The sequence below is a fragment of the Schaalia turicensis genome, from assembly GCF_019380255.1.
In the GTDB taxonomy this organism is placed as follows: Bacteria; Actinomycetota; Actinomycetes; order Actinomycetales; family Actinomycetaceae; genus Pauljensenia; species Pauljensenia turicensis_A.
In genome coordinates this window covers 172,021-196,005 of sequence record NZ_CP048928.1, presented here as the reverse complement: position 1 = coordinate 196,005, position 23,985 = coordinate 172,021, and the positions used below count along the sequence as shown (strand labels likewise).

Below are 23,985 nucleotides of genomic sequence, written 5' to 3'. Positions count from 1 at the left end.
CTCTCACCTTCCGTGGAGGACTTCCGCGGCGTTGAGCCGCAGCAGGTAGCGGATGGCCGGGATCGACGCGCTGAGGACGACGAGCAGGACGAGGAGCGAGACGAGTACCAGGACGACCGGGGTGAAGGAGATCGAGGCGCCGAACACGATCCGCCCGATGATCTGCGCGAGCCCGATCCCGCCCCCGTAGCCGAGGGCCCCTCCGACGAGGCCGACCACTGCGATCTCGCTGAGGTGCAGGGCGATGATCGAGCGGTTCTTCGCCCCGATCGCTTTCATCAGACCGATCTCCCCGGAGCGCTCCATGACGTTCGCGGTGACGAGATTCGCGATGGCCAGCGCGGAGGCGACGAGGGCGAGGACGGTGACGAGGAGCATGAGGAGCTGCGTCTTCTCCAGGATGGTCCCCTCCGATTCGGCGACCTGCCGAACGGGCCTGGCCACGGAATCGGTCATGACCTCTTCGATCTGGTAGGCGATGGAGGAGACGTAGGCGGTGCAGTACCAGGTCTCACGCTCGGACACGGACAGGGACTCCGGATTCTTCGCTGCCTTCCGCGCCAGGTCGTTGTCCGGGGTCGTCAGGGCGGACACCTCGACGGAGCTGACGGCTCCGGGCTCTCCGAGAAGGTCCTGGGCGACAGCCAGGTTCGCGTAGACGCCGGAATCGGCCTCGTCGCCCGATTCGAAGATCCCGCGCACCTTCAGCTCAACGGAGCGCCCGTCCCTGCTCAGGGTTAGGGGATCGCCGAGGGCGAGGCCATGCGCCGCGGCGTAGCCTTCACCGACCATCGCACCCTCGGGGTCCTCGTCTGCGACCCACTGGCCGGTAACCGTCCACCAGGCCCGCAGTTTGTCGAGGCCGGTATCGAGCGTCTCCTCAGTCTCCAGGTCGAGGTGGTGATCGAACCAGGTCCCGGTGAGCGCGACGGGCTCCCCCGAGGGGCCGACCGCGTCGACGGACAGCAGCGGGGCGAAGTCGAGGATGTTGTACGTCCAGAAGATCGTCTTGATCCGGCCGAGCTCGTCCTCGCGGAGGAAGGTCTGCGCGGGGGAGTGAGCGCCGTAGAGGTCCTGGAGGACCGCCGCGCCGCGCGGTCGCACAACGATGTTCGCGCCGTAGGACTTCAACTCCTGGTTGACTTTGTCCCCGACGTCGAACATCACCGAGAGCATGGACGTGGCCACGGCGGCGCCGAGGGCGACCGTCACGGCGATGAGGAGGTGACGCTCGCCCCTGCGCGCCAGAGCCCCCACCAGCATTCTCAGGAACATCATGGGATCAGATCCTCTCCCTTGTGGGGTCGGAAAACGAGAGGGCTCATGCGAAGACGCTCGCATTCGCCTCGAGGACCGACAGCGGGACCGTCAGCGTCCCGTTGGAGACCTCGTACTCGATCGGAATGGGGTTGCAGCCGCCCTTGAATCCGATCGTCGCGATGTTCATCGCGACTTCGCAGAGCTTGCAGATAATCTTCCCGTCCTTCTCGTAGTAGCCGGTCGGCCCGCAGATCTCGCAGGCGTCGAGGCCGACGCCGAAGGAGGCGCCCGCCTTCTGGATGACGATGAAGCGGACCTCGACCCCCGAAGAGGTCGTGTAGGCGTAGCGGTGGAGGTGGCCGTCGGAGATGTCCGCGATGTCGATGACCGCACGCTCCTCGACAACGGAGTAGGACTCCGGTTCGGAGAGCTCGACTTCGGCGGAGCCGACGACGACGCCGAGGGTGACCAGCAGCGCGCCGCACAGGTAGCCGCCCGCCGCCACCCCGGCCATCGTCTTCCAGACGCGGGCGCGGGCGCGGTAGAGGCGCCCCTCGGCGGGGTTGGAGCCGACTCGGGGCAGGGATCGTCCCTCGCGGACGACGAGAGCGGCGACGAGGAGGAGGACGAACATCGCGACGATCGGGAATACGGCTTCGTGGTTAATGAGCCAGGAGAGCACGGTGAAGGCCTCGTTCGACATCGAGACGACCCTTTGCGCCTGAAGGATGCGCACGACGAGCATGACGTGAGTAAGGGCGAGGACGGCCACGACGAGGGCGATCGGCCAGGTCCTGCGTCGACCGAGGGAGACGATCCTCCAGGAGAGGGCGCCGAGGGCGAGGGGGATGAGCCAGCCGAGGACGTAGCCGACCAGGGCGAGCATCGTAGTCGTCGCGAAGACCTCGATTCCCCGAGGGAACATCATGACCGCCTGGGCCATCGCCGTGGGAGCCGCGCGGAAGATGATGAGCGCCAGGTAGGCGCTCATCACGAGGAGGAGAGCGGAGTCGAGGGGCGCGCTCGGCGCCCGGCGCGCCCGCAGCGCCAAGAGCGAAACGAAGGCGATCGCGAGGAGGACGGCCAGGGGCAGGGTCCACAGGGCGACCGTTTGCCGATTGACGGCGCGAGGCGCGAGGGTGTTGACGAGGGTGAGGACGAAGGCGGAGACGAACCCGGCGACGGCACCGATGCCGATGGCCCATCTCCGGGCGGCTCTACCGGATCTGCCGCGCTCTCGCGCCGGTAGCGCGCCGATGGCCGCTCCCGCAGCGAGAGCGGTGAGGAGCAGCGCGAGAGTCGCCTGGCTCATCTGTTCGATCATCGTTCATCCTTATTCTCGTCGTCGCGACGCGGGGGCGCGTCGGCGTCATCACGAGGGCACGACAACGGGCCGGAGTCCGCCTCCGGCCCGTCCGTCACGTGGTCACCACTCTACAGCGGAGGGGTCCCACTTCCAATCCTTGAACTCCGCGGTGATCGGCTCGGTCCAGAAGCGCCCCTTGACGCCCGTGGTCTCGTCGGTGTGGAGGAGCCAGCCGTTCTCCTCGGGGGAGTGGACGATGAACTGAACCGTGTAGGTGCCGGCGTCGAGCTTCGGCAGGTTGAGGCCGTAGTGCGGGCCGTCGGAGGCGTTCATCGGCATGAAGGTGCCCTCGAGAACGGCGTTGCCGTCGGCACCGAGGATCTTGTAGTCGACCTTGAGGCCCGGGATGAAGTCGCCGACGCCGTAGCCGAGATCGTTGCCCTCGACGGCGGAGATGTCAGCCTCGATGTGCATCGAGGAGTCCTTGGCGGGGGTCTGGACCTGGGGCTCCATGTCGACCGGCTGGAAGTAGACGCCGGAGATCTTCAGAGGGCCGGAGAATACGTCGTCGCCGAGGGGGAACTCGTCGAAGCCGGCGTCCTCGCCGGGCGCAGCAGCCTCGCTCTCGCTGGACTGAGTGGCCATTTCCGCGGGCTTCTCGGTCTCTGCGGTCTGGGAAGAACATGCCGAGAGGCCGGTCATCAGGGCGACGGCCGCGACGGCCGCGCCGATGGTGCTAAGTGAGCGCTTCATGAATCAAACTCCATGTCAGTGTGGGATGGTTCGACGGTTCGTCACTTCTCGGGGATCGCGCGGCGCATGCGCCGCTTCCCCCAGAGGTACAGGCCGACGATGATGACGAGAACCGCTGCCTGTGCGGAGAGGTTCTCCACTCGGGGGTAGATCCCCAAGAGGTCGATGGTCGGGAGGCCGTCAAGAGGCGTCAGGGGCAGAACGTCGGCCTCCTGGAGCTCCTTGATGCCAGATCCGGTGAAGGTGACGGCCATGACCGCCAGGAGCAGCGATGTGACCGCGAAGAAGGGGCGCAGCGGAATCCTCAGGGCGGCGAATTGGATGAGGAGGTAGACCACGACGAGGACGGCGAGGCCGACGCCCATGCCGATCCACACGTGCCCGATGGCCGCGCCCGCGTGGGAGATGACCGGCACATAGAAGAGAATCGTCTCGGCGCCCTCGCGAAGGACCGCGAGGAACGCGATGGCGGCCAGGCCGAGGAGGGAGCCGCGAGTGAGCGAGGCATCCGTCTGACCCTTGATGTAACGGTCCCAGGCTTCGTTGGAGGACTTCGAGACCATCCAGTTCGAGACCCAGATGAGCATGGCGACCGCGAAGAGGGCGGCGAAGCCTTCGAGGAGCTCCTGATTGGCTCCGGCGAGATTCGCGAACGAGGAGAAGAGGACGGCGAGGGCCGCGGAGGCGACGAGGGCGAGCGCGACCCCGATCCACACGATCTTCGACTTGTCCTTGTGCCCGGCCTTGCCGAGGTAGGCGAGGATCGCGGCGACGACGAGGATCGCCTCCATGCCCTCTCGGAGGATGACGAGGAGCGAGGGGAGGAAGCCCGAGAGCCAAGGGCTCGTGGGGGCGGCCGCCTCGCCGACGTAGCCGTCGAGGGTGTTGGCGTCCTCGCGCAGGTAGTTCTTGAGATCGGTGAGGTGCTGAGCGACCGCAGCGTCGTCATGATCGCTCATCGCCTTCTTGACGAGGGAGAACTTCATCTCGACGGTGGAGACCCGATTCCCCGAGATGCGCGCCATGACCTGCTTCTCGAAGCCGAGGGTCTCATAACGCCGGTAGTAGGCGGTATTCACCCCGTCTTTACCCGCCTCGACATCGCCCGCCAGATAGTCCTTCTCGGCCTGATCCAGGATCTCACCCATCTCCTTCGCGACGCGCCCCCAGGCCCCCGGGCTGTAGTCGTTCGAGACAGCCGAGTTCCCGGCGCCGTCGAGGGTCTTGGCGTCCTCGCGCAGGTAGTTCTTGAGATCGGTGAGGTGCTGAGCGACCGCAGCGTCGTCATGATCGCTCATCGCCTTCTTGACGAGGGAGAACTTCATCTCGACGGTGGAGACCCGATTCCCCGAGATGCGCGCCATGACCTGCTTCTCGAAGCCGAGGGTCTCATAACGCCGGTAGTAGGCGGTATTCACCCCGTCTTTACCCGCCTCGACATCGCCCGCCAGATAGTCCTTCTCGGCCTGATCCAGGATCTCACCCATCTCCTCGGCGACCGCGCCCCAGCTGGACACGGCGCCCTCGGCTCGCGCAGCGGCCGGGGCGAGGACCCCGATGAGGAGGGCGAGGAGGAGCGGGGCGAAGAGGATCCAGGGACGCCTCGTCAATGCCGTCGTCGAGGATGTCGATACGCCCACCCGTGTTCCTCCAGAATTCCGCTTGTCGATGTTGATGAGGGCGAGGGGACCATGCCGACCCCGAAATCGCCAGAATTAGTTTAGCCTAACCTCCGCAAATTCAGAAATAAGTCACCGAAGAGTTACCTATTTGAGATCTTCGCAGGTGGGAGAGCCTCCGCGCGGGGCATCCCCAAGGCGCAGGACTCCGCTTTCCATCACCATCACACGATCGGCGAAATGAACGGCCTCATCCTCGTGCGTCACTACGAGCACCGCCGCACCCTCGTCCGCCGCACGCCGGAGCATCCTCAGCACCGTCTGGGCGTTCCCCGCGTCCAGCCCCGCGGTCGGTTCGTCGGCGAGGACCGTCTCCGGCCGCATCACCAGCGCCCGCGCCACAGCCATCCGACGCAGTTCCCCTCCCGAGAGCTCATCGGGGCGAGCGTCGGCCAGGGGCGCCAGATCGACGCCCTCCAGCAGGGCCTCCGCCCGCTCGCGGACCCCCTCCTGCTCGACTCGCGCCCGGATGATCGACGGGAGGAGGACGTTCTCCAGCACCGACAGGCTGCGTAGCGCGGTGTGCCCCTGAGGGATCACGCCGATCCGCTCGTTGCGGAGCGCCGAGGCCACGGCATCCGGGAGGGCGTACAGATCCTCGCCGTCGATCAGGACGGCCCCCTCCGTCGGCGCGAGGATCCCCGCCATCATCGACAGCAGGGTGCTCTTACCGCTCCCCGAGCGTCCGCGAATCACCAGCAACTCGCCGGGGTTCAGGCGAAGATCCACCGGCTCGACCGCCGAGAACATCGCTCCGCCGCGGACGCGCGGGAAGTCCTTCCTCACGCCTTTCGCTTCAAGAGTCACGTCATTCCCCTTCCCTGAGGACGAGCCCCACGTCCATCGCACCGATACGGCGAATCGAGACCCACCCCGCGACTCCCGCCGAGGCCAGGGCGACCAGGAGCGCGGCGAGGGCGATGAGTCCCGACTCCAAGGGCCCCGGCATGAGGAACCCGATGCCGAGCATTTGACTGACCAGCACCCGGAAGGCCGAGAGCAGGACCCCCGACACGACGATGCCCGCGAGCGCGCCGGCCAGATCGACGGCCGCGGACTCCGCGAGGACGAGACGTCCGAGCCGCGAGCGACTCACGCCCATCGCCCTGAGGAGGGCGAACTCCCGAGCCCTTTCGTGAATCATCATCGTGAACACGAGGACGCTCATCCCCGATCCGACCGCCCATACGACGCCCACGAGCAGCGCGACCGCGCGCGATGTCCGCACGAGCGTCTCCGAGATCCCCGAGACCATGCTCTTCGCCGTCGAAACGGAGACCCCGTCCACGTTCTCGCGGATCCGCTGAGCGACTGCCTCCGCGTCCTCGCCGTCCGCGACGCGGACGAGAACCGAGGACACGACGCTCCCCGGATCGGCGTCCTGATACTTGTTCAGTCCCTTCTCCAAGGAGGCCGCCATGAGGCTCCTGCCCGTGTCGAAGTTCGCGTACACGGCGTTGTCGAGGGTCGAGCCTGTCGGATCGAACTGGCCGACGACCCTGAGAGTCCGACCGTAGATCTTGAAGGAGCCGTCGACCGGTACGGTGACGTTCGCTCCCACGAGGACGTCCATCTCGCCGATCTCCACGTCGCCCGTCGTGTCGGCGATCCACGGTTGAATGGCGAAATCCGTCTCCGGATCGAAGGCGATGACCTGGTATCTCCCCGAGCAGCAGCTCGCCCTCGCGGATGCGAGGAAGATCTGGGGAGATGCCTTCTCCACGCCGACGACATCGCGGACCCTCGCAACGACTCCCGCATCCATGTAGAAATAGCCCGGCTCGGCCTCGAGGAGGAAGGTCTGGGCGTCGAAATCTCCGCCGGCATCGCTCGGGGTGACGAGCACATCGGCCCCGAGACGCGCCTCCACCGTCGCCAAGCCGCCGCAGATCCCCTGGACGAGGATGGTTCCCCCGAAGACGGCCGAGGCCATGAGCGCTGCGAATATGAACAGCGCGAAGGCGCGAATCGGCTGCGCGCGCAGAGCGCGAAGGGGCAGCTCCCTCAAAGAACGCATGGATCCGTCTCCTTCCTACGTCGTCAACAGCATCGAGTCGTCGGCGGCTCGCAACAGCCTCGGAAGCACGGCCCTTGCGCCGATCCAGGCGACGAGGAGGCTCATCGCCATCGCCGCGGCGGCGAGCGTGGCGAGGTTGCCCGGGGAGACGAGCTCGCTCCTCACGGGCGCGACGCCGATGAGGGCGACGAGCCCCGCTGCCACGAGCGCCCCGAGCAGAGCCCCCGAGGCGTGGACCATGAGCGCCTCCCGTAGGAGGACGCGCTCGACGAGGGCCCTCGAAGCCCCGAGGATCCGCCACACGTTCGCCTCGCGGCGCCGCTCGTTGAACAGCGCCCATTGGGCGACGGCGAGCGCCCCGAGCAGGATCAGCCACGTCAGGGCCGCGACCCCGGCGAGCATGGACGAATGCGCGGACACCGAGGAGGCGGTCCCCGCCAGCGCTTCCTCCGAATGGACGGCCGTCACGCGTCGGATGTAGAGGTTGATCCAGTTCGTCACCGATTCCGCGTGGGAGCGCTCCTTGAGTCGTAGCAGCGCGACCGAGTAGTCGGCATGCGGGTCGATAGAGGCATAGGAATCGTCGCCTGTGGCGACCGCGGCGGCGATCACCCGCTCGAGGGAGCCTATCGGCACGAGCACCGCCTTGTCCAGCTCGGCGCCGGTCCTCTCGAGATGGGAGTCGACCGGCCATTCCTCGCCGAAGAGGGTCACCGTGCCCTCCCGCGACACCGCCACATCGGCGCCCACCGCGACGGATCCCTCCGGCACCACGTGATCGGGGCCCTCGCGCAGCCAGGGCGCGACGACGAAGTCGGAGGCGGGGTCGAAACCGATGATCCAGAGGGGCTCCCCCCCACCGCTCGCGTCCGACAGGTAGAGCTGATAGGCGATGCGATCGATGTCCTCGTTGGAGTTCAGACGCGACAGAGTTGAGCGCTCCTTGTGGAAGAGGACGGGGCTACCGACCATCTGGATGCAGGACTTGTCGAGTTGTAGGAAGCCCGCCGAGGGGTAGACGACGACGTCCGCGCCCAGTCTGTCTCGAGCCAGAGAGAGCTCCGCCCTCGTCGACTGCACGAGGAGCAGGCCCGTCAGCGCACAGGCGGTCTGCGCGAGCGCGAGGAGCGCGATGATCATCGTCCTCAGCGGGCGGGCCCGCGCGCTCTTCAGCGGGAGGCCCCTCAGGGAAAGACGGTCGTGCCTCATCACCCGGCACCTCCCGCGCTCGTATCGAGCCACAGGGCCGGACGGACTCCGTAGGTCGCATCGGCGGCGGCACCGGAGCCGTGGCGTACGCCCTCACGGTCGACGTACTGCGCCGTGAAGTCGTAGGTCCCCGGGGAGCGCAACCACCAGTCGGCCCGCCCCTCCTCGTCCGCGGGCAGATCGTCGTTGTCGACGGCCGCAGACAGGGCGGCCGAACCGAGCGCGGCGCGCTCGACGGCGTTGGAGATGTAGATCGAGGCCTCGGTCTCGCTCAGCGCGAAGACGCGATCCTTCGTCGCGGGGCCCGCAGCGGTGCCGGTCGTGGACTGCGGAGTGTTGGGGACCTCGACCGTCGGGACGAGGGAGAGCTCGCTTTCATTGAAAGCTGCCGCGAGGAAGTCCGAGTTCATCCATCTGCGGAGGTCGGAGCGCTCCCAGGTGACGGGCTCGAAGGGGACGCGGTGGTAGGGGGCGGCGTCGAGGGAATCGCGGCTGAGCAGCAGCAGCCTCCCGTCGATCCGGTCGAGGACGATCCAGCGGATCGGCTCCGGGCCGTTCGCGGCATCGCCGTCCTGTTCGAAGGAGCCGAACTCGATGAGATCCCCCTTCTTCGCCGAACGATAAGGGAGGGCGGGGTCCGCCTCGGTCATCCCCCGAAGGCGCTCGGCCGAGTCGGCGTACCCATCGAGGCGCGAATAGGCGCGGTAGGCCCCTTCGCGCTCGCCGACCTCTTCAAGGCGGAGAGCCTCCCGATAGGCGGCGTCCATCCGAAGGCGGTGGATCCCGAAGAGGGCGAGCGCGAGCGCAAGCAACGCGACCCCGACGACGATCGCGCGCCGCTTCCGCCTCGCAGGGGAGGGCGGAAGCGCGATGGCACGCGCCCTCACCTCAGGCGACGGTCCGCTCGCCACGCTTCGCCACGGAGGCGAGCGCCCCTGCGCCGGACAGGGCGATGAGACCCGTCATCACTCGGGTGAAGGGCTGGAATACGGTGTAGCAGCGCATGTTCTTCATCATGCACATGGGGCAGATCCCGCCGGGGACGAAGAAGAGGACGACACTCGCGATGATGGCGAGAAGCTGAAGAAGGATCCTCACACCCCTGTTCTTCACGAAAGCGGCGGTACCGAAGAGGACGACGAGGCCGATGCCTCCCGCAGCGACCGTGTTCTGACACTGGTGACAGTGCATCCAGGTGCCGTCCTCTCGACGGGGGCAGGCGGAGAAGACCGTCGTGACCCCGAGGATGAGCAGGGCACTCAACGCTGCTGGGGCGACGGCGAGCGCCAGATTCTTCTTCGACATGGGTTTGCTCCTTTGTTCTTTAACGGGCTCATATGCTGACGAGGTTGAACACATATAGTTAAGGGCATCCTTACTTAAATTGTCAATCTGCGGGCACCGCCGGACTGCGGATCGCCGGACCGCGGATCTCTCATCCTGGGATTCCGGAAACCGGAAGCGCCCGAGAGCCTTCGACATACGCGATAATCGGGCAGAAACAGCCGGAGGGCGACGTCGCCCGCTCCCGGGGAAGGCGGAGCCCCCGCTCTCGGCCACGACGGTCGAGGGCGGGGGCTCCGAGGTTCGACGGGCTCTCATCGCCGCTCATCGGCGACGGGAGAGCACGATCCGGACCGACTCCCGTTCCACGGGCGCACGATCCGGGCCGCGGAATCGGCTCAGGCCTCCTCGGTGAGGACCGCGGCGCGGCCAGCCTCAAGGCGAGCAACCGGGACGCGGAACGGCGAGCACGACACGTAATCGACGCCGACCTCGTGGAAGAAGTGGATCGACAGCGGATCGCCACCATGCTCGCCACAGACACCCAGCTTGATGTTCGGCTTGGTCGAACGAGCGCGCGTCACGCCCTCGCGGACCAGGGTGCCAACACCGTGGACATCGATGGACTCGAACGGCGAAACACCGAAGATGCCCGCCTCAATATAGTGCGGGAAGAAGACGCCTTCGACGTCGTCACGCGAGAAGCCCCAGACGGTCTGAGTCAGGTCGTTCGTGCCGAACGAGAAGAAGTCAGCTTCTTCAGCGAGATCTTCAGCGGTCATTGCTGCACGCGGAAGCTCGATCATTGCACCGATGGTGACACCGGACAGGTCAACGCCACGCTCGGCTGCGACCTCGGCGATAATGTCTTCGCCCTCTTCGCGGATCAGCTGGAGCTCGCGGACGGAGCCGACCAGCGGAACCATGATTTCCGGCTTCGGGGACAGGCCACGGGAAACGAGTTCAGCGGCTGCCTCGCAGAGTGCGCGCATCTGCAGGGCGAACAGGCCGGGCAGGTAAATGCCGAGGCGGACGCCACGCAGGCCGAGCATCGGGTTCTGCTCGTGGAAGCGACGAACCTCAGCCAGCATCTTCTCGTCAGCCGGATCAGCTTCGCCGGTCGCCTTCGCGACAGCAACCTTGATTTCCAGCTCGGACAGTGCCGGCATGAACTCGTGGAGCGGCGGGTCAATCAGGCGGACGGTCATCGACTTGCCATCCATGACCTCGAGCATCTCGAGGAAGTCCTGCTTCTGAAGCTTTTCGAGTTCGCCGAACGCTGCGGCGCGTTCCTTCGAGCCCGGTGCGGAGAGGATTGCGCGCTCAACCAGTGGGCGACGTGCGCCGAGGAACATGTGCTCGGTACGGCAGAGACCGATGCCTTCAGCGCCGAACTCGATCGCGCGACGCGAGTCGGTCGGGGTGTCAGCGTTGGCGCGGACGCTCAGGCGACGAACCTTGTCGGCGCGCTGCAGGATCTTGTCAACCGCCTTAACCAGTTCCTGGGTGCCTTCGTCGTTGCCGGCAGCAATCAGGCCAGCTTCGAGGCCGTGCGACAGGTAGGTGGTGACCGGAGAGTCGGTAACCGGGACCTCGCCGATGAAGATTTCACCAGTCTGACCGTCGATCGCGATCGTGTCGTCGGAGGTGTAGGTGGTGCCATCAATGACGACGGTGCCGGCCTCGGCGTCAATCTCGAGTGCTTCGGCGCCACAGACGCAGGTCTTGCCCATACCACGCGCGACAACTGCAGCGTGCGAGGTCTTGCCACCGCGGGCGGTCAGAACGCCTTCGGCGACAACCATGCCCGGCAGGTCATCCGGGTTGGTTTCGCGACGAACCAGAACGCACTTGACGCCGTCAGCGTGGAACTTCTCAGCTTGAGCGTTGTCGAAGGCAATCTTGCCGACTGCTGCGCCCGGTGAAGCGGCCATGCCACGTGCGATGAGTTCCTTGGCAGCCTTCGAGTCGAACTGCGGGAACATCAGCTGGGTCAGCTGATCGCCGGTGACGCGAGTCAGGGCCTCGTCGCGGGTAATCAGCTTTTCTTCGGTCAGCTGGATGGCGATACGGAATGCGGCGGCAGCGGTGCGCTTGCCAACGCGGGTCTGGAGCATCCAGAGCTTGCCGCGCTCGATGGTGAACTCGATATCACACATGTCGCGGTAGTGGGTTTCAAGCTTGCGCATGATGCCACGCAACTTGTCGTAGGAAGCCTTGTCGATATTCTCGAGGTCGGCGAGGGACAGGGTGTTGCGGATACCTGCAACGACGTCCTCACCCTGAGCGTTCTCAAGGTAGTCGCCGTACACGCCTGCGTGGCCGGACGAGGGGTCGCGGGTGAAGCAGACACCGGTGCCGGAGCCTTCACCCATGTTACCGAAGACCATAGTGCAGATATTGACTGCGGTGCCCAGGTCGTGAGGGATGCGCTCACGACGACGGTAGATGCGTGCGCGCTCGGTGTTCCAGGAGCGGAACACGGCTTCGATGGCCATATCCATCTGGGTGCGAGGATCCTGCGGGAAGTCCATGCCCTTCTGCTCGGAAACGATCTTCTTGAAGGTCTCAACGAGGCCCTTCAGGTCGTCAGCGGTCAATTCGGTGTCGCCCTTGACGCCACGAGCTGCCTTCAGATCGTCCAGGGCGTCGGAGAACAGGTCACCATCAATGTCGAGAACCGTCTTGCCGAACATCTGGATCAGACGACGGTAGGAGTCCCATGCGAAGCGCTCGTTGCCCGAGATCTTTGCGAGACCCTGAACCGAGTCGTCGTTCAGACCGATATTGAGGACGGTTTCCATCATGCCCGGCATCGAGAACTTTGCGCCTGAACGCACCGAGACAAGGAGCGGGTTGTAGGGGTCACCCAGGTGGCGTTCCATCTGATCTTCGACGCGGCGAAGAGCGGTGGTCACCTCAGTTTCCAGGGATTCGGGAACAATCGAATCCTTGAGGTATGCGCGGCATGCCTCGGTGGTGATGGTGAATCCGGGGGGAACGGGCAGTCCAAGCTTCGTCATTTCCGCAAGGTTTGCACCCTTACCTCCGAGCAGGTCCTTCATGGACTTGTCGCCCTCGGAGAAGTCATACACATATTTGACCATTGAGGTCCTCAACTTCCGTCGATCACGTAAAAGTGGCCCACCATCGGGCCGCTAGTGGGAAGAATAGCAAAAAGGGACTTAGGTCACCGAATGCTTTACCTTTGTTTTCAACATCTTTGCAGTTCGCTTAGGCAGTTTGTCGCATATATGACATTTTCAGGCTGTTTCAGTAGGGGCAGAGGTGTGCCTACGCCTCGTTCCACTTCCCATCGACGAGGCCCCTCGACGCACTGCACCTGACGCGACACACCCGAGCTCAAACACGCAAAACCGTCGCACCAAGTGCACCCGGGAACACAAAACCCACCGACACGCGTCACCGCCTACACCTCACGCGACAAAACCCCACTAAAACAAACCAAACCATCGCACCAGGTGCAGTCGGTGCACAAAACACTGGCGGGCCCACCCCAAGGGTGAGCCCGCCAGCTCTACACGGTCAACGCCGGCCGCTGACCATTGAAGGTCGCTGACCGTTGAAGGTCAGTGACTGTTGAAAGTGAATTTTCGGTCCGAACCTTCACCCTCGACACCGACCGTAACAACCTGGCCGGCCACGATCTCTCCAAAGAGGATGCGCTCAGACAGAGCGTCTTCGATCTCGCGCTGGATGGCGCGACGCAAGGGGCGCGCACCGAGCACCGGGTCGAAGCCAAGATCGGCCAGCAGGTCGCGTGCTTCGTCGGTGAGCTGCAGGTGCATGTCCTGCGCTTCCATACGCTTGGCCAGCTTCGCGATCATCAGGTCGACGATCTGCTTGATCTGATCCTTGTTCAGTGGCGGGAACACGATCGTGTCATCGACGCGGTTCAGGAACTCGGGGCGGAAGTGCTGCTTGAGCTCTTCATCAACCTTTGCCTTCATACGCGAGTAGTCATGCGTCAGGTTGTCAGCGGACTGGAAGCCCGTCAAAACACCCTTGTTAATGTCCCGCGTGCCGAGGTTCGTGGTCATGATGATGACCGTGTTCTTGAAGTCGACCTTGCGTCCCTGGGAGTCGGTCAGACGACCTTCTTCGAGGATCTGCAGTAGCGAGTTGAAGATGTCCGGGTGAGCCTTTTCAACCTCGTCGAAGAGGACGACAGAGAACGGCTTGCGGCGAACCTTTTCGGTCAGCTGGCCGCCCTCGTCGTAGCCGACGTAGCCAGGAGGAGCACCGAAGAGGCGCGATGCCGTGTGCTTCTCAGAGAACTCGGACATGTCCAGCTGGATCAGAGCATCTTCGTCACCGAACAGGAATTCGGCAAGCGCCTTCGCCAGCTCGGTCTTACCGACACCGGTCGGACCGGCGAAGATGAACGAGCCACCGGGACGATTCGGGTCTTTCAGCCCAGAGCGAGTGCGGCGGATCGACTGCGACAGTGCGCGAACAGCTTCTTCCTGACCGATGACACGCTTGTGCAGCTCATCCTCCATCTTCAAAAGCTTCGTCGTCTCAGTCTGGGTCAGCTTGAAGACCGGGATACCAGTCGACATGGCTAAGACCTCGGCGATCTCTTCTTCCGTGACCTCTGCGATGGAGTCGGATTCTCCGCCCTTCCAGGACGTTTCTTTCTCTTCACGCTGAGCAACCAGGTTGGATTCTTCGTCGCGCAGGCCGGCTGCCTTCTCGAAGTCCTGATCGTCGATCGCCGATTCCTTGTTGCGACGAACTTCGGCGATCTTCTCGTCGAGTTCACGCAACTCCGGCGGAGCGGTCATACGACGAATACGCAGGCGCGCGCCCGCCTCATCGACCAGGTCGATGGCCTTGTCCGGCAGGAAGCGATCAGAGATGTATCGGTCCGCAAGTTCAGCGGCCGCCTTGATTGCTTCATCGGTGATGATGACGCGGTGGTGGGCCTCGTAACGATCGCGCAAGCCCTTCAGGATTTCGATGGTGTCCTCGACAGAGGGCTCGTCGACCTTCACAGGCTGGAAGCGTCGTTCAAGCGCCGCATCCTTTTCGATGTACTTGCGGTATTCGTCGTTCGTGGTCGCGCCGATCGTCTGGAGCTCGCCACGCGCAAGCATGGGTTTGAGCATCTGGGCGGCGTCGATCGACCCTTCAGCGGCGCCCGCACCAACCAAGGTGTGGATTTCGTCGATGAAGAGGATGATGTCGCCACGCGTACGGATTTCCTTGAGGACCTTCTTCAGGCGTTCTTCGAAGTCGCCACGGTAGCGCGAGCCAGCGACCAGCGACCCCATATCCAGGCTGTAGATCTGGCGGTCCTTGATCGTTTCGGGCACATCACCGTGGACGATTGCTTGCGCCAGTCCCTCGACGACGGCGGTCTTACCAACGCCGGGTTCCCCGATCAGAACCGGATTGTTCTTGGTGCGACGCGAGAGGACTTGCATGACGCGCTCCATCTCGACGCGACGACCAATCACCGGGTCGAGCTTGTTATCGCGAGCAGCCTGGGTCAGGTTGCGACCGAACTGCTCTAGAACCGCAGAGTTCTGGCGTTCGTGCGTGGAGGATCCGCCGACGCCCGCGCCGACAGATTCGCGTCCTTCGCCTTCGCCACGCTGGTATCCGCTGAGTAGCTGGATCACGTTCTGGCGGACCTGGGAAAGGTCAGCGCCACGCTTGGTCAGGACCTGGGCAGCGACGCCTTCACCTTCTTTCAGCAGACCGAGCAAAAGGTGTTCGGTGCCGATGTAGTTGTGGCCGAGCTGCAGTGCCTCACGCAGTGACAGCTCGAAGACTCGCTTTGCGCGCGGCGTGAAGGGGATGTGACCTTCAACCGTCTTTTCGCCTTCGCCAATGATCTCAATGACGGACGCGCGGACGTCGTCATCGTTAATGTCCATCATCGCGAGCGCCTTCGCGGCGACGCCTTCACCTTCGGAGATCAGGCCGAGCAAAAGGTGCTCAGTCCCGATGTAGTTGTGCTTGAGCCCGCGCGCTTCATCCTGCGCGAGGACGACGACGCGCCTAGCTCGGTCGGTAAACCGTTCGAACATGTCATTCCCTTTGCGTCCTAGGACCGCGCCAACACGCGGAGTGATTCTTCAACTGAAACCACACTAAGCGAGCGCACGATTATATGCGCGTTAGTTCGCCATGGGGTGAAAAAGGAATATCGACGAGGCCGATCGGCTCCCGGCTGTTTCAGTTACGCTTCGGATTCCACCAGTACGGTGAACGGGCCATCATTGACCAGCGAAACTTCCATCATCGCGCCGAATTCGCCCGTTGCTACTTCGAGGCCGCGACCTCGTAAATCGGCGACAACCGCATCGACGAGAGGCTGTGCTTCATCGCCCGGGGCGGCATTCACCCACGAGGGGCGACGCCCCTTGCGCGTATCCCCGTAGAGCGTGAACTGCGAAACCAGCAGGATCGGAGCACCGAGTTCCGAGGCGGACTGCTCATCACCGAGAATGCGAAGTTCCGCGATCTTACGGGCGACAGTCGCAACCTGCTCCGCACTGTCTCCTCTTTTCACGCCGAGCAACACCATCAGGCCCGGGCAATCAATCGCCCCGACAACCTGACCGTCAACAGACACGGAAGCGCTGGTCACGCGCTGAATAACCGCGCGCATCAGCGGGCTCCCAACGCGCCCAGGCCACCGATCGGCGACACGTCATGGCGACGCAGATCAGGATTATTCAAATCAGCTCCCGGACGTGTTTCGGGGGACATTGCAGATTTGCCATCAACGGGAACAATCAGTTCCTGAGCTGCAGCAATACCACCCAAGTCGAACACCATCGACGCCGGAACGTTGCGCGCAAGCACCGCCAAAGCAATCGGACCAAGCTCTCTATGGCGAGCAACAGAGGTCACGATACCAACAACTCGACCGTTCGATTCAATGCGAGTACCTACCTCGGGAAGGTCGCCTCGTGAACCATCAAGCTGCAGGAACGTCAGGCGACGCGGCGGACGCCCCAAATTGAGCACGCGAGCAATCGACTCCTGCCCGCGATAGCAGCCCTTATTCGTGTGGACCGCGGTGCGCAGCCAGTCGACCTCAGCCGGAATCGACCGCGCGTCCGTGTCGACACCCAAGCGCGGGCGCCACGCAGCAATACGCATCGCCTCCCACGCAAGGAACCCCGCAGGCTTCCGCTTCGCATCAGTGGCCAGCCAGTCGGTAATAAACTGCTTCGCCCCGTCGCGATGCACAACATGCAAACGTATCCGTGAACGCTCGCCCGGATGAGAGCCCTGGAAGTATTCCGTGCCTCCCTCGGTCACGCCCGGCCACGGATCGTTCCACGTCAGCACGAGGCCGGGAAGCCCGGTAGCTGTATCCGTGTCACTGCCCGCGGTCGCGAACACCGTCACGTCAGAGCGCACATCAACCTGCACGCGCAGAGCAAACTGCATCGAACGCAGGAACTCCACTAGACCTTGGGTGTCATAGCCTTCACAGATCAGCCACGTGTTCTTACCGTCGTCCGCTACTGCAGCCTGGTGCTCAATATGACCCTGAGGATCCAGAACCAGAAGCTCCTTCGAATCCCCCGGGCCCATACCCGTGACAATCTGCGTCGTAATGCTGGTCAGCCACGTCTGACGATCCGCACCAGACACGGTGATGACGCCCAAGTCTGCGCGATCCGTGATCGCGCGCCCCTCTTCCAAGGCCCACTGTTCCCCCAAAGGGTCGCCGTAATGCAGGGCAATCGGCGTCACGGGGATCGCAAAGGTCTGTGGCTCCGCCCCTTCTTCAGGGGTGTCAGCTTCTTGAGCGCGGGTGGCCTGGCCCCCTAGATCGTCGGACGTGAGAATCGCACCCGGCCACGTGGCAAGCGGAGACAGCCACTCGTCAGCAGGCGAATCCGACGTAGTGGAAGAAACGGGGGAATCAGACAAGGAAACCACTCTCAGCCTGGGCGTCAATGCCTTCAACGGCTTCGCCCGACGCGGTGCGCGCCTGCTCGGTACGCATCAAGCGGCCTGAGAACTCAACTCCAGCTTCGCCACCGACAATAGTCTTTTCCTGCGTCCACATGAGCTCACCCGCAACCAGGCCGTACATGCGACCCAGGTGTTCGACCTCTTGCGCCTTCGCGTCACGCGCAATCGCATCCGACACCATCTGCACGCGCGGGCCAACTCCCACGCCCGCCCACAGCACACCAAGACCATTCGTCAAAGCCGAAGTCGCCGTGAACTCGCGCGGCACATACTGACCCGGCGGAGGCAGTTCATCCGTGCCCGGCATCACCGACACGTACATCGTCTCTTCGACCAAAAGCTCACCGCGACCAATGTGTGACAGCCCCTCGGCAGCGTCCCACGTCGGCTCAATCTCAACGCCGGGAGCCGGAAGCCCCTGGTAAATCGACGTGGTGAAACGCATCTGCTCACCACAAATCTCACCGCGCATCTCTTCAATGATCGCAGTATCCGTTTCAGCGCCAGCGGCCATCCCCCAGCCCTTCCACGTACCGAGCATCCACGCGAGAGGAGCAAGAGCAACAGGCAAATCAGCAGGAATAACCATCATGGAAATTAGCCTAAAGGTTTGCGCGCGCCCACGCGATATTTGGATCCGCGACCACCGCGTCAGTCAGCAGTTTCGAGGCTCGAAGCGAGGATTTGGCTCAGATGCCACCGATGCGGATCAACGCGTAAATCGGAATCGCAGCAACCAAGAACTTTGCGCAGGCGCGACCCAGCGCACCCGTCGGCGGGCGACGCGTCGTGTGATCACCTAGCAGACCATCAAGAACCACAATCGTCACACCAACAGCCACACCTTCAAGCAAACCGAAAAGAGCGGCCGCCGGGATCGGACCGATGACAGACGCAAGGCCCGGAAGAATAATCGGCGTCATCTGCGATGCGCGACCGGCAATATATGCGACAACACCAATGATTGCGCCCGAGATCGCTCCCACCGAAAGCGCACCAATCGACTGCGAACGATAGGTGTGGCCAATCTGGTCTCCCCACACAATCAGCGCAATCAAGACCGCGGCAACGGGGATCATCATGCTCCACTGCTCAAGAGAATTCAACGTGATCCACACAGCCGACGCGGCAATCAGAATCAAGGCTCCGATCGCGGAGGCAAGAGTCAAAGAGGTCGGACGCTCATTAGGACGAGTCTTCACTCGGCGTAGCACCATCACATCGGCCTCATCGACTGATTCACCTGCGATAAGAGCTTCCTGAAGAGCCCGCTCACGCTGGCGTTGCGCGATCGTTTCAGCACAATTCTCACCTGTGATAAACGAGTGATTCGTTGGCGTTGGAGCCGTGAAAATCACCGAAGCAACAATCGCAACAACCGACGCCCCAATCACCGGAACGCCATATTTTAAGTCGCCCATCAGCGCGACCACCATCGGCAGAACAGCTGCCGAAAACGCCAACGCGATAATCGTGAGGGGAGGAAGATCCAGACCGGTAAGCGCACCCCACGTGAAGGCAAGAACAACACCGATCAGAGCAATCAGAGAAGCAAACGTCAAAGACGTTGCCGGCAACGCCCACACGACCACGGTCAGAATCGAGAAAAGAAGAACGATGACCGCGGATAAGCGCATACCGGTCGTGATTGACAGGGTTGCCATCGAAAGGCGGTCGCTTAAATCGCGACGCCCTCGATGAGAATGGGGCCTCGAGGCAGGTCGAGTGGGAACAGACTCCATACGATTCATGGTCGCACATTTTGGTGGGATGTCCCACCTGTCCTCCCCTCGCTAGCGAGGCTCGCATTACGTATGCTTGTACGCGCACCGAGTTGTTAAGCCCCGGGCTCCAAACTTTGCCGCTACGAGCGGCCTTCGCGCCGACAGGCGCTTTCGGCTCGGTGTCTAATCGTTGGAAAGTGGTTGCGATGGGTCTCCTGTCGTGGCCACTTTTTCTGTTCCGCCCGTTCCCTGTAGGCCCCTATGAACGCCAAGGGATAAAACAAGGCTGGCCCGGGTGTTTCACCCGGGCCAGGCCTCGTCATTATGATCGCGGACGGTACTGCTAAGCTCACGCCGAAATCAGCGGAGTAGCAGCTCAGTCTGCGCGGGGCGAGAGATCCGCCAAACGGCGGACGGTCGCCAGCGGTGTCAGATCAGCGGGTAGCGGACGATCGTCGCTTCACGACCAGCGCCGACGCCGATCGACTGAATGCGACAACGCGACAGCTCTTCGAGGCGCGCGATGTAATCCTGCGCGTTCTTCGGCAACTCTTCGAAGGTACGGCAACCGGTGATGTCCTCTTCCCAACCGGGCAGTTCTTCGTACACCGGGACAGCGTTCTCGAAACCGACCTGGTCAAGAGGCATTTCTTCCATGCGGACACCATCGACCTCGTAGGCGACGCAGACCGGGATGGTCGGATAGCCAGAAAGCACGTCGAGCTTCGTCAGGCAGATGTCGGTCAGGCCGTTGATGCGGGTCGCGTAGCGCATGACAACCGCGTCGAACCAGCCGGTGCGGCGAGCACGACCGGTGGTCACACCAAATTCGCCACCTTTGTGACGCAGGGCCTCACCGACCTCATTATCAAGTTCTGTCGGGAACGGGCCTTCACCCACGCGCGTCGTGTACGCCTTCGCAACACCGACAACGCGGTCGATGCGGGTCGGGCCAACACCGGTGCCAGTCAGCGCACCGCCGGCGGTCGGGTTCGACGAGGTCACAAACGGGTACGTGCCATGGTCGATGTCGAGCATGGTGGCCTGACCACCTTCAAAAAGCACCGTGTCGCCACGATCGAGCGCGTCATTCACTTCGAGGGACGCATCGCAGACCATCGGGCGGATGCGATCGGCATATGCGAGCAGTTCTTCAGTGACGGTGTCAGGGTCGAGAGTTTCCATGCCGACGGCTGCGAAAACCTCATTTTTCGGGGCAAGAGCTGCCTCGATCTTCTCGCTCAGCGTCTTCGGGTCGAACAGATCCTGAATGCGGATGCCAACGCGGTTCATCTTGTCCGCGTAGGTCGGGCCGATGCCACGGCCGGTTGTGCCGATCTGGTTCTTCCCGCGAGCGCGCTCGTTCGCCTGGTCCATCAGACGGTTGTAGCTGGGGATGATGTGAGCATTGGAGGAAATCTTCAGGCGCGAGCAGTCAACGCCACGCGATTCCATTTCGGCCAATTCCTGGAACAGAACATCAATGTCAACGACGACGCCGTTGCCGATGATCGGGGTAACACCCTTGGACAGGATGCCCGCGGGCAACAGGTGCATCGCGTACTTTTCACCGTCGATGACGACAGTGTGACCGGCGTTGTTACCGCCGTTGAACTTCACGACATAGTCAGTGTTCTGGCCGAGCTGGTCGGTCGCCTTACCTTTACCTTCGTCGCCCCACTGGGCACCGAGCACGATCACGGCTGGCATGGGTTTCTCCCCGATATTCTTGCTATACGTACGACTGTGGCCGCACCTCGCACAATTCTACCGAGATTTACGCCAGCGCGTGAGCAGTAACAGCAGACACGCTTAACGCATACGCCTTCACGTACGCATTAAGCAATAGAAATCTTACTCCGCCCCTTCAGTGGGGGTTTGTTTGGGCGGGCGGCCTCGTCCCCGAAGTGGCTGAGCCTTTGCTTCACGCCCCGCATCCTTCAGCGCGCGACGCAGAATGATCTCAATCTGCGCGTTCACACTGCGCAGATCGTCTGCCGCCCACTTGGACAACGCCTCGTGGACGGCAGGATCTAAGCGCAGAAGAATTTGCTTGCGCTCATTCTTCGGAGTCATTTACTCACCCGGCGATTCGCTCCCCAATACCAACCCAGCAGGTCAGTACAGCGAGCCCGCATTCACGATCGGCTGAGTGCGTTGATCAGAGCAGAGCACGACCAGCAGGTTCGACACCATCTGAGCTTTGCGTTCATCATCAAGCGACACGATGTCATTGTCTTCCAGACGGTTCAGCGCCTGCTCAACCATGGTGACCGCCCCTTCAACGATCTGCTCACGGGCAGCGATCACAGCACCGGCCTGCTGGCGCTGCAACATTGCCTGCGCAATTTCGGGCGCGTAAGCGAGAGACGAAATACGAACCTCGACGATTTCAAGACCAGCCAGTTCGACGCGAGCCGCAACTTCGCGCGCAAGTTCAGCGGAGACGACGTCTGTACCGCCACGTAGCGAGGTTTCGCCCGGGCCGGGCTCGTCATAGGGGTGCGAAGTGGCGACGTGACGTAGCGCCGACTCCGCCTGAGCCTTGATGAATTCCTCGTACTGCTCGACTGCAAAGACCGCGCGCGCCGTGTCAGCAACCTGCCACACGACGATCGCCGCAATATTCACCGGATTACCGTCGGAATCGTTGACTTTCAGCTCGCTCGTCTCGAAGTTATGGACCTTGACGGAGACCTTCTTGCCATTCGTCAACGGCGGTACCAGCACCAGGCCCGTCTTGCGAACCGTGCCAACGTACTTGCCGAAGAACTGGCGAACCGAGGTCTGGCCAGGAGAGATGACCGCCAAGCAGGGCATCAACACCATGACGAGGAGGAACATGACCGAACCGGAAACGATTCTTGCGACACCGCCCGCTTCGCCAGCGTCATCCGCGATCGCACCTGTAACGAACAGGTAGATCGAGTAGCCGAAACCTGCGAGCAGGATCAAGGCCATCGGGAAGGCGATCGCCGATCCGAGTGCCGGCGCCTTCTTTTCCGCAATATTCACGCGCGCTTTTGCTTCAGCAAACGCATTATCAGCTACGCCTTTGACGTTGATGTGCTCTTCCTGAGCCACCGAGTGCGACATCAGTTCTCCTTTGCGACTCGCGCCAGCCGGTCGGCTAGCTCCACACGAGTGCGATATCAATATGATATCTATTTTTTACTCCGCGTCAATAGCATGTTTTTGTCTGGGTACAGTGGGCGGTCTCGTGCATCATTCACGATCGCGTACTATCGACAATTCGCGAGGCCACGCGCGCAACGCCAGCCGAAAATGGGTGCTCACGCAGAATGCGTGGCACATCTGGTCAGCTGAAGGCAACCCGGATGAGCGCTCAGGAAAGAAAAGACGTACAAGGCGACGAAAATGGGCTTTCAACTGGGAAAACATCGCCTTACACGACAAAAACCGACGCCTGCCACCACCCGCACTCCGCCGAGCACCCACACATGCCTCATGCTCGCGCTCTTACGCAAGGGAAAACACGGGCACGACGAAAAAGCTGGCGACACCTACCTCAGCTGGCATCACCTACCTCGCCAGGCAATGCCTACCGTAGTTGACGGTTACCTCACTTAACCGTGGCAGCCTCCGCGCGGACGGAGGCGACCTCGTACAGGGCAATGCCGGTTGCGACGGCGGCGTTCAACGATTCGACCGCGGACGAGATCGGGATGGACACAATCTGGTCGCAGGTTTCGCGGACCAGGCGGGACAGGCCCGCCCCTTCGGCGCCGGTGACAACGACCAGCGGCGCATCGGCGAGCTTCAACCCGCGCAACGACGCGTCTCCCCCGCCGTCAAGGCCGATGACGAACATACCGTTCTTCTTGCATTCCTCGAGGGCACGGACCAGGTTGGTTGCACGCGCGACGGGAACTCGGGCGGCTGCGCCAGCAGAGACCTTCCACGCGGTGGTGTTGACACCTGCGGAGCGACGTTCCGGGATAATGACACCGTCGGCACCAAATGCTCCGGCAGAACGGAGAACTGCGCCCAGGTTGTGCGGGTCGGTCACTTGGTCGAGCGCGACCAGCAGGGGCGTTCCAACCTTCTGGAAGGATCCGACGATCAGGTCTTCGACGTGCGAGTATTCGTATCCGCGCACCTCAACGGCTACGCCCTGGTGGACTGCGCCCTCAGTTGCGACGTCGAGGTCGCGACGGGTGACCTCGAAAACAGGGGCCCCCATGTGGGTGGCGAGGCGGATGACCTCTTCGACGCGGTCGTCTTTCACATTGTCGAGCACGAAGACACGTTCAATCGGCACGTTGGCGCGGACAGCTTCGGCGACGGGGTTGCGACCGGCGATCAGTTCGTGGCCGGGTGCGACCTTGATGGATGACTTGGCGCGTGCGCGCGCGATCGCTGCTTCCCGAGCTTCGCGTGCTTCCCGCTGGATCTTGCGCTTGTACGCGGGATGGTAGGTCCGGTCTTCAGCCTTCGGGGTCGGCCCCTTACCTTCGAGCCTACGACGCGAGTGCCCGCCGGTGCCGACTTTCGCGCCCTTCTTCGATCCAGGTTTGCGCACTGCGCCGCGACGACCGTCGTTTCCCGCCATGAGTTTCACCTATCGTTCGTTGGTCTCGCCTCCCGGCGAGCAGTTCAGATAGCAAGCCTATCGGCTCCCCGACTGTTTTCCCGCACGATATCGCCATTTGCGGTAGGTATCACGGCGCACTTTCTCTTGTTCACCAATTGACGAGGCCGAGAACGCCAGCGATTTCCAGCTTTCGCTCCGATTATCGGCCTTGGCAATTCCTCGCGAGAAAC

At 62.9% G+C, this 23,985-nt stretch carries 19 protein-coding genes; all 19 read right to left on the bottom strand.

Annotation, left to right across the window (positions count from 1 at the left end; translation table 11 throughout):
* Positions 1-3: 3 nt before the first annotated feature.
* The 19 genes from G5S47_RS00860 to rlmB all read right to left on the bottom strand — a co-directional run bounded on the left by G5S47_RS00860 (position 4) and on the right by rlmB (position 23,773).
* Positions 4-1,275: an ABC transporter permease gene (locus G5S47_RS00860; RefSeq protein WP_207326468.1), complete on the bottom strand. Its 1,272-nt coding sequence runs from the start codon at positions 1,273-1,275 to the stop codon at positions 4-6.
* A gap of 46 nt (positions 1,276-1,321) precedes the next feature.
* Complete coding sequence (locus tag G5S47_RS00855) at positions 1,322-2,584, bottom strand: DUF2318 domain-containing protein (RefSeq protein ID WP_006680757.1); 1,263 nt, start codon at positions 2,582-2,584, stop codon at positions 1,322-1,324.
* Positions 2,585-2,686: 102 nt separating this feature from the next.
* Positions 2,687-3,319: an iron transporter gene (locus G5S47_RS00850; RefSeq protein ID WP_006680756.1), complete on the bottom strand. Its 633-nt coding sequence runs from the start codon at positions 3,317-3,319 to the stop codon at positions 2,687-2,689.
* 41 nt (positions 3,320-3,360) lie between these two features.
* Entirely contained in the window at positions 3,361-4,959 is a 1,599-nt protein-coding gene (locus tag G5S47_RS00845; RefSeq protein ID WP_219585618.1) for an FTR1 family iron permease, read from the bottom strand.
* A 126-nt stretch (positions 4,960-5,085) separates the two neighbouring features.
* Complete coding sequence (locus G5S47_RS00840; protein ID WP_179370134.1) at positions 5,086-5,805, bottom strand: ABC transporter ATP-binding protein; 720 nt, start codon at positions 5,803-5,805, stop codon at positions 5,086-5,088.
* 1 nt (position 5,806) lies between these two features.
* A complete protein-coding gene (locus G5S47_RS00835; protein WP_006680753.1) occupies positions 5,807-7,015 on the bottom strand; it encodes an ABC transporter permease in 1,209 nt (402 codons plus the stop codon).
* Between the two features lie 15 nt (positions 7,016-7,030).
* A complete protein-coding gene (locus G5S47_RS00830) occupies positions 7,031-8,155 on the bottom strand; it encodes an FtsX-like permease family protein (RefSeq protein ID WP_257878467.1) in 1,125 nt (374 codons plus the stop codon).
* 68 nt (positions 8,156-8,223) lie between these two features.
* On the bottom strand, positions 8,224-9,135 hold the full coding sequence (locus tag G5S47_RS00825; RefSeq protein WP_257878466.1) for a DUF6273 domain-containing protein: 912 nt from the start codon (positions 9,133-9,135) through the stop codon (positions 8,224-8,226).
* Positions 9,113-9,529: a DUF4418 family protein gene (locus G5S47_RS00820; RefSeq protein ID WP_006680750.1), complete on the bottom strand. Its 417-nt coding sequence runs from the start codon at positions 9,527-9,529 to the stop codon at positions 9,113-9,115. The genes G5S47_RS00825 and G5S47_RS00820 overlap by 23 nt, the downstream gene beginning before the upstream one ends.
* 377 nt (positions 9,530-9,906) lie before the next feature.
* A complete protein-coding gene (ppdK, locus tag G5S47_RS00815) occupies positions 9,907-12,615 on the bottom strand; it encodes a pyruvate, phosphate dikinase (protein ID WP_006680749.1) in 2,709 nt (902 codons plus the stop codon).
* A 483-nt stretch (positions 12,616-13,098) separates the two neighbouring features.
* Positions 13,099-15,567: an ATP-dependent Clp protease ATP-binding subunit gene (locus G5S47_RS00810; RefSeq protein WP_006680748.1), complete on the bottom strand. Its 2,469-nt coding sequence runs from the start codon at positions 15,565-15,567 to the stop codon at positions 13,099-13,101.
* Between the two features lie 152 nt (positions 15,568-15,719).
* Positions 15,720-16,151, bottom strand: coding sequence for a D-aminoacyl-tRNA deacylase (gene dtd, locus G5S47_RS00805; protein WP_006680747.1), 432 nt, complete (start codon positions 16,149-16,151; stop codon positions 15,720-15,722).
* Entirely contained in the window at positions 16,151-17,440 is a 1,290-nt protein-coding gene (ygfZ, locus tag G5S47_RS00800; protein ID WP_006680746.1) for a CAF17-like 4Fe-4S cluster assembly/insertion protein YgfZ, read from the bottom strand. The genes dtd and ygfZ overlap by 1 nt, the downstream gene beginning before the upstream one ends.
* The gene (locus tag G5S47_RS00795; protein WP_006680745.1) at positions 17,424-18,068 is read right to left on the bottom strand and encodes a heme-binding beta-barrel domain-containing protein; all 645 of its coding nucleotides are present in this window, start codon (positions 18,066-18,068) and stop codon (positions 17,424-17,426) included. The genes ygfZ and G5S47_RS00795 overlap by 17 nt, the downstream gene beginning before the upstream one ends.
* 97 nt (positions 18,069-18,165) lie before the next feature.
* Positions 18,166-19,140: a hypothetical protein gene (locus G5S47_RS08445; protein WP_006680744.1), complete on the bottom strand. Its 975-nt coding sequence runs from the start codon at positions 19,138-19,140 to the stop codon at positions 18,166-18,168.
* A 489-nt stretch (positions 19,141-19,629) separates the two neighbouring features.
* The gene (locus tag G5S47_RS00785) at positions 19,630-20,910 is read right to left on the bottom strand and encodes an adenylosuccinate synthase (protein ID WP_006680743.1); all 1,281 of its coding nucleotides are present in this window, start codon (positions 20,908-20,910) and stop codon (positions 19,630-19,632) included.
* 144 nt (positions 20,911-21,054) lie between these two features.
* Positions 21,055-21,276: a type II toxin-antitoxin system antitoxin gene (locus tag G5S47_RS00780; RefSeq protein ID WP_006680742.1), complete on the bottom strand. Its 222-nt coding sequence runs from the start codon at positions 21,274-21,276 to the stop codon at positions 21,055-21,057.
* Positions 21,277-21,318: 42 nt separating this feature from the next.
* Positions 21,319-22,296, bottom strand: a complete 978-nt coding sequence (locus G5S47_RS00775; RefSeq protein WP_006680741.1) for an SPFH domain-containing protein — start codon at positions 22,294-22,296, stop codon at positions 21,319-21,321.
* A gap of 487 nt (positions 22,297-22,783) precedes the next feature.
* Positions 22,784-23,773, bottom strand: a complete 990-nt coding sequence (rlmB, locus tag G5S47_RS00770; protein ID WP_219585616.1) for a 23S rRNA (guanosine(2251)-2'-O)-methyltransferase RlmB — start codon at positions 23,771-23,773, stop codon at positions 22,784-22,786.
* Positions 23,774-23,985: the final 212 nt, after the last annotated feature.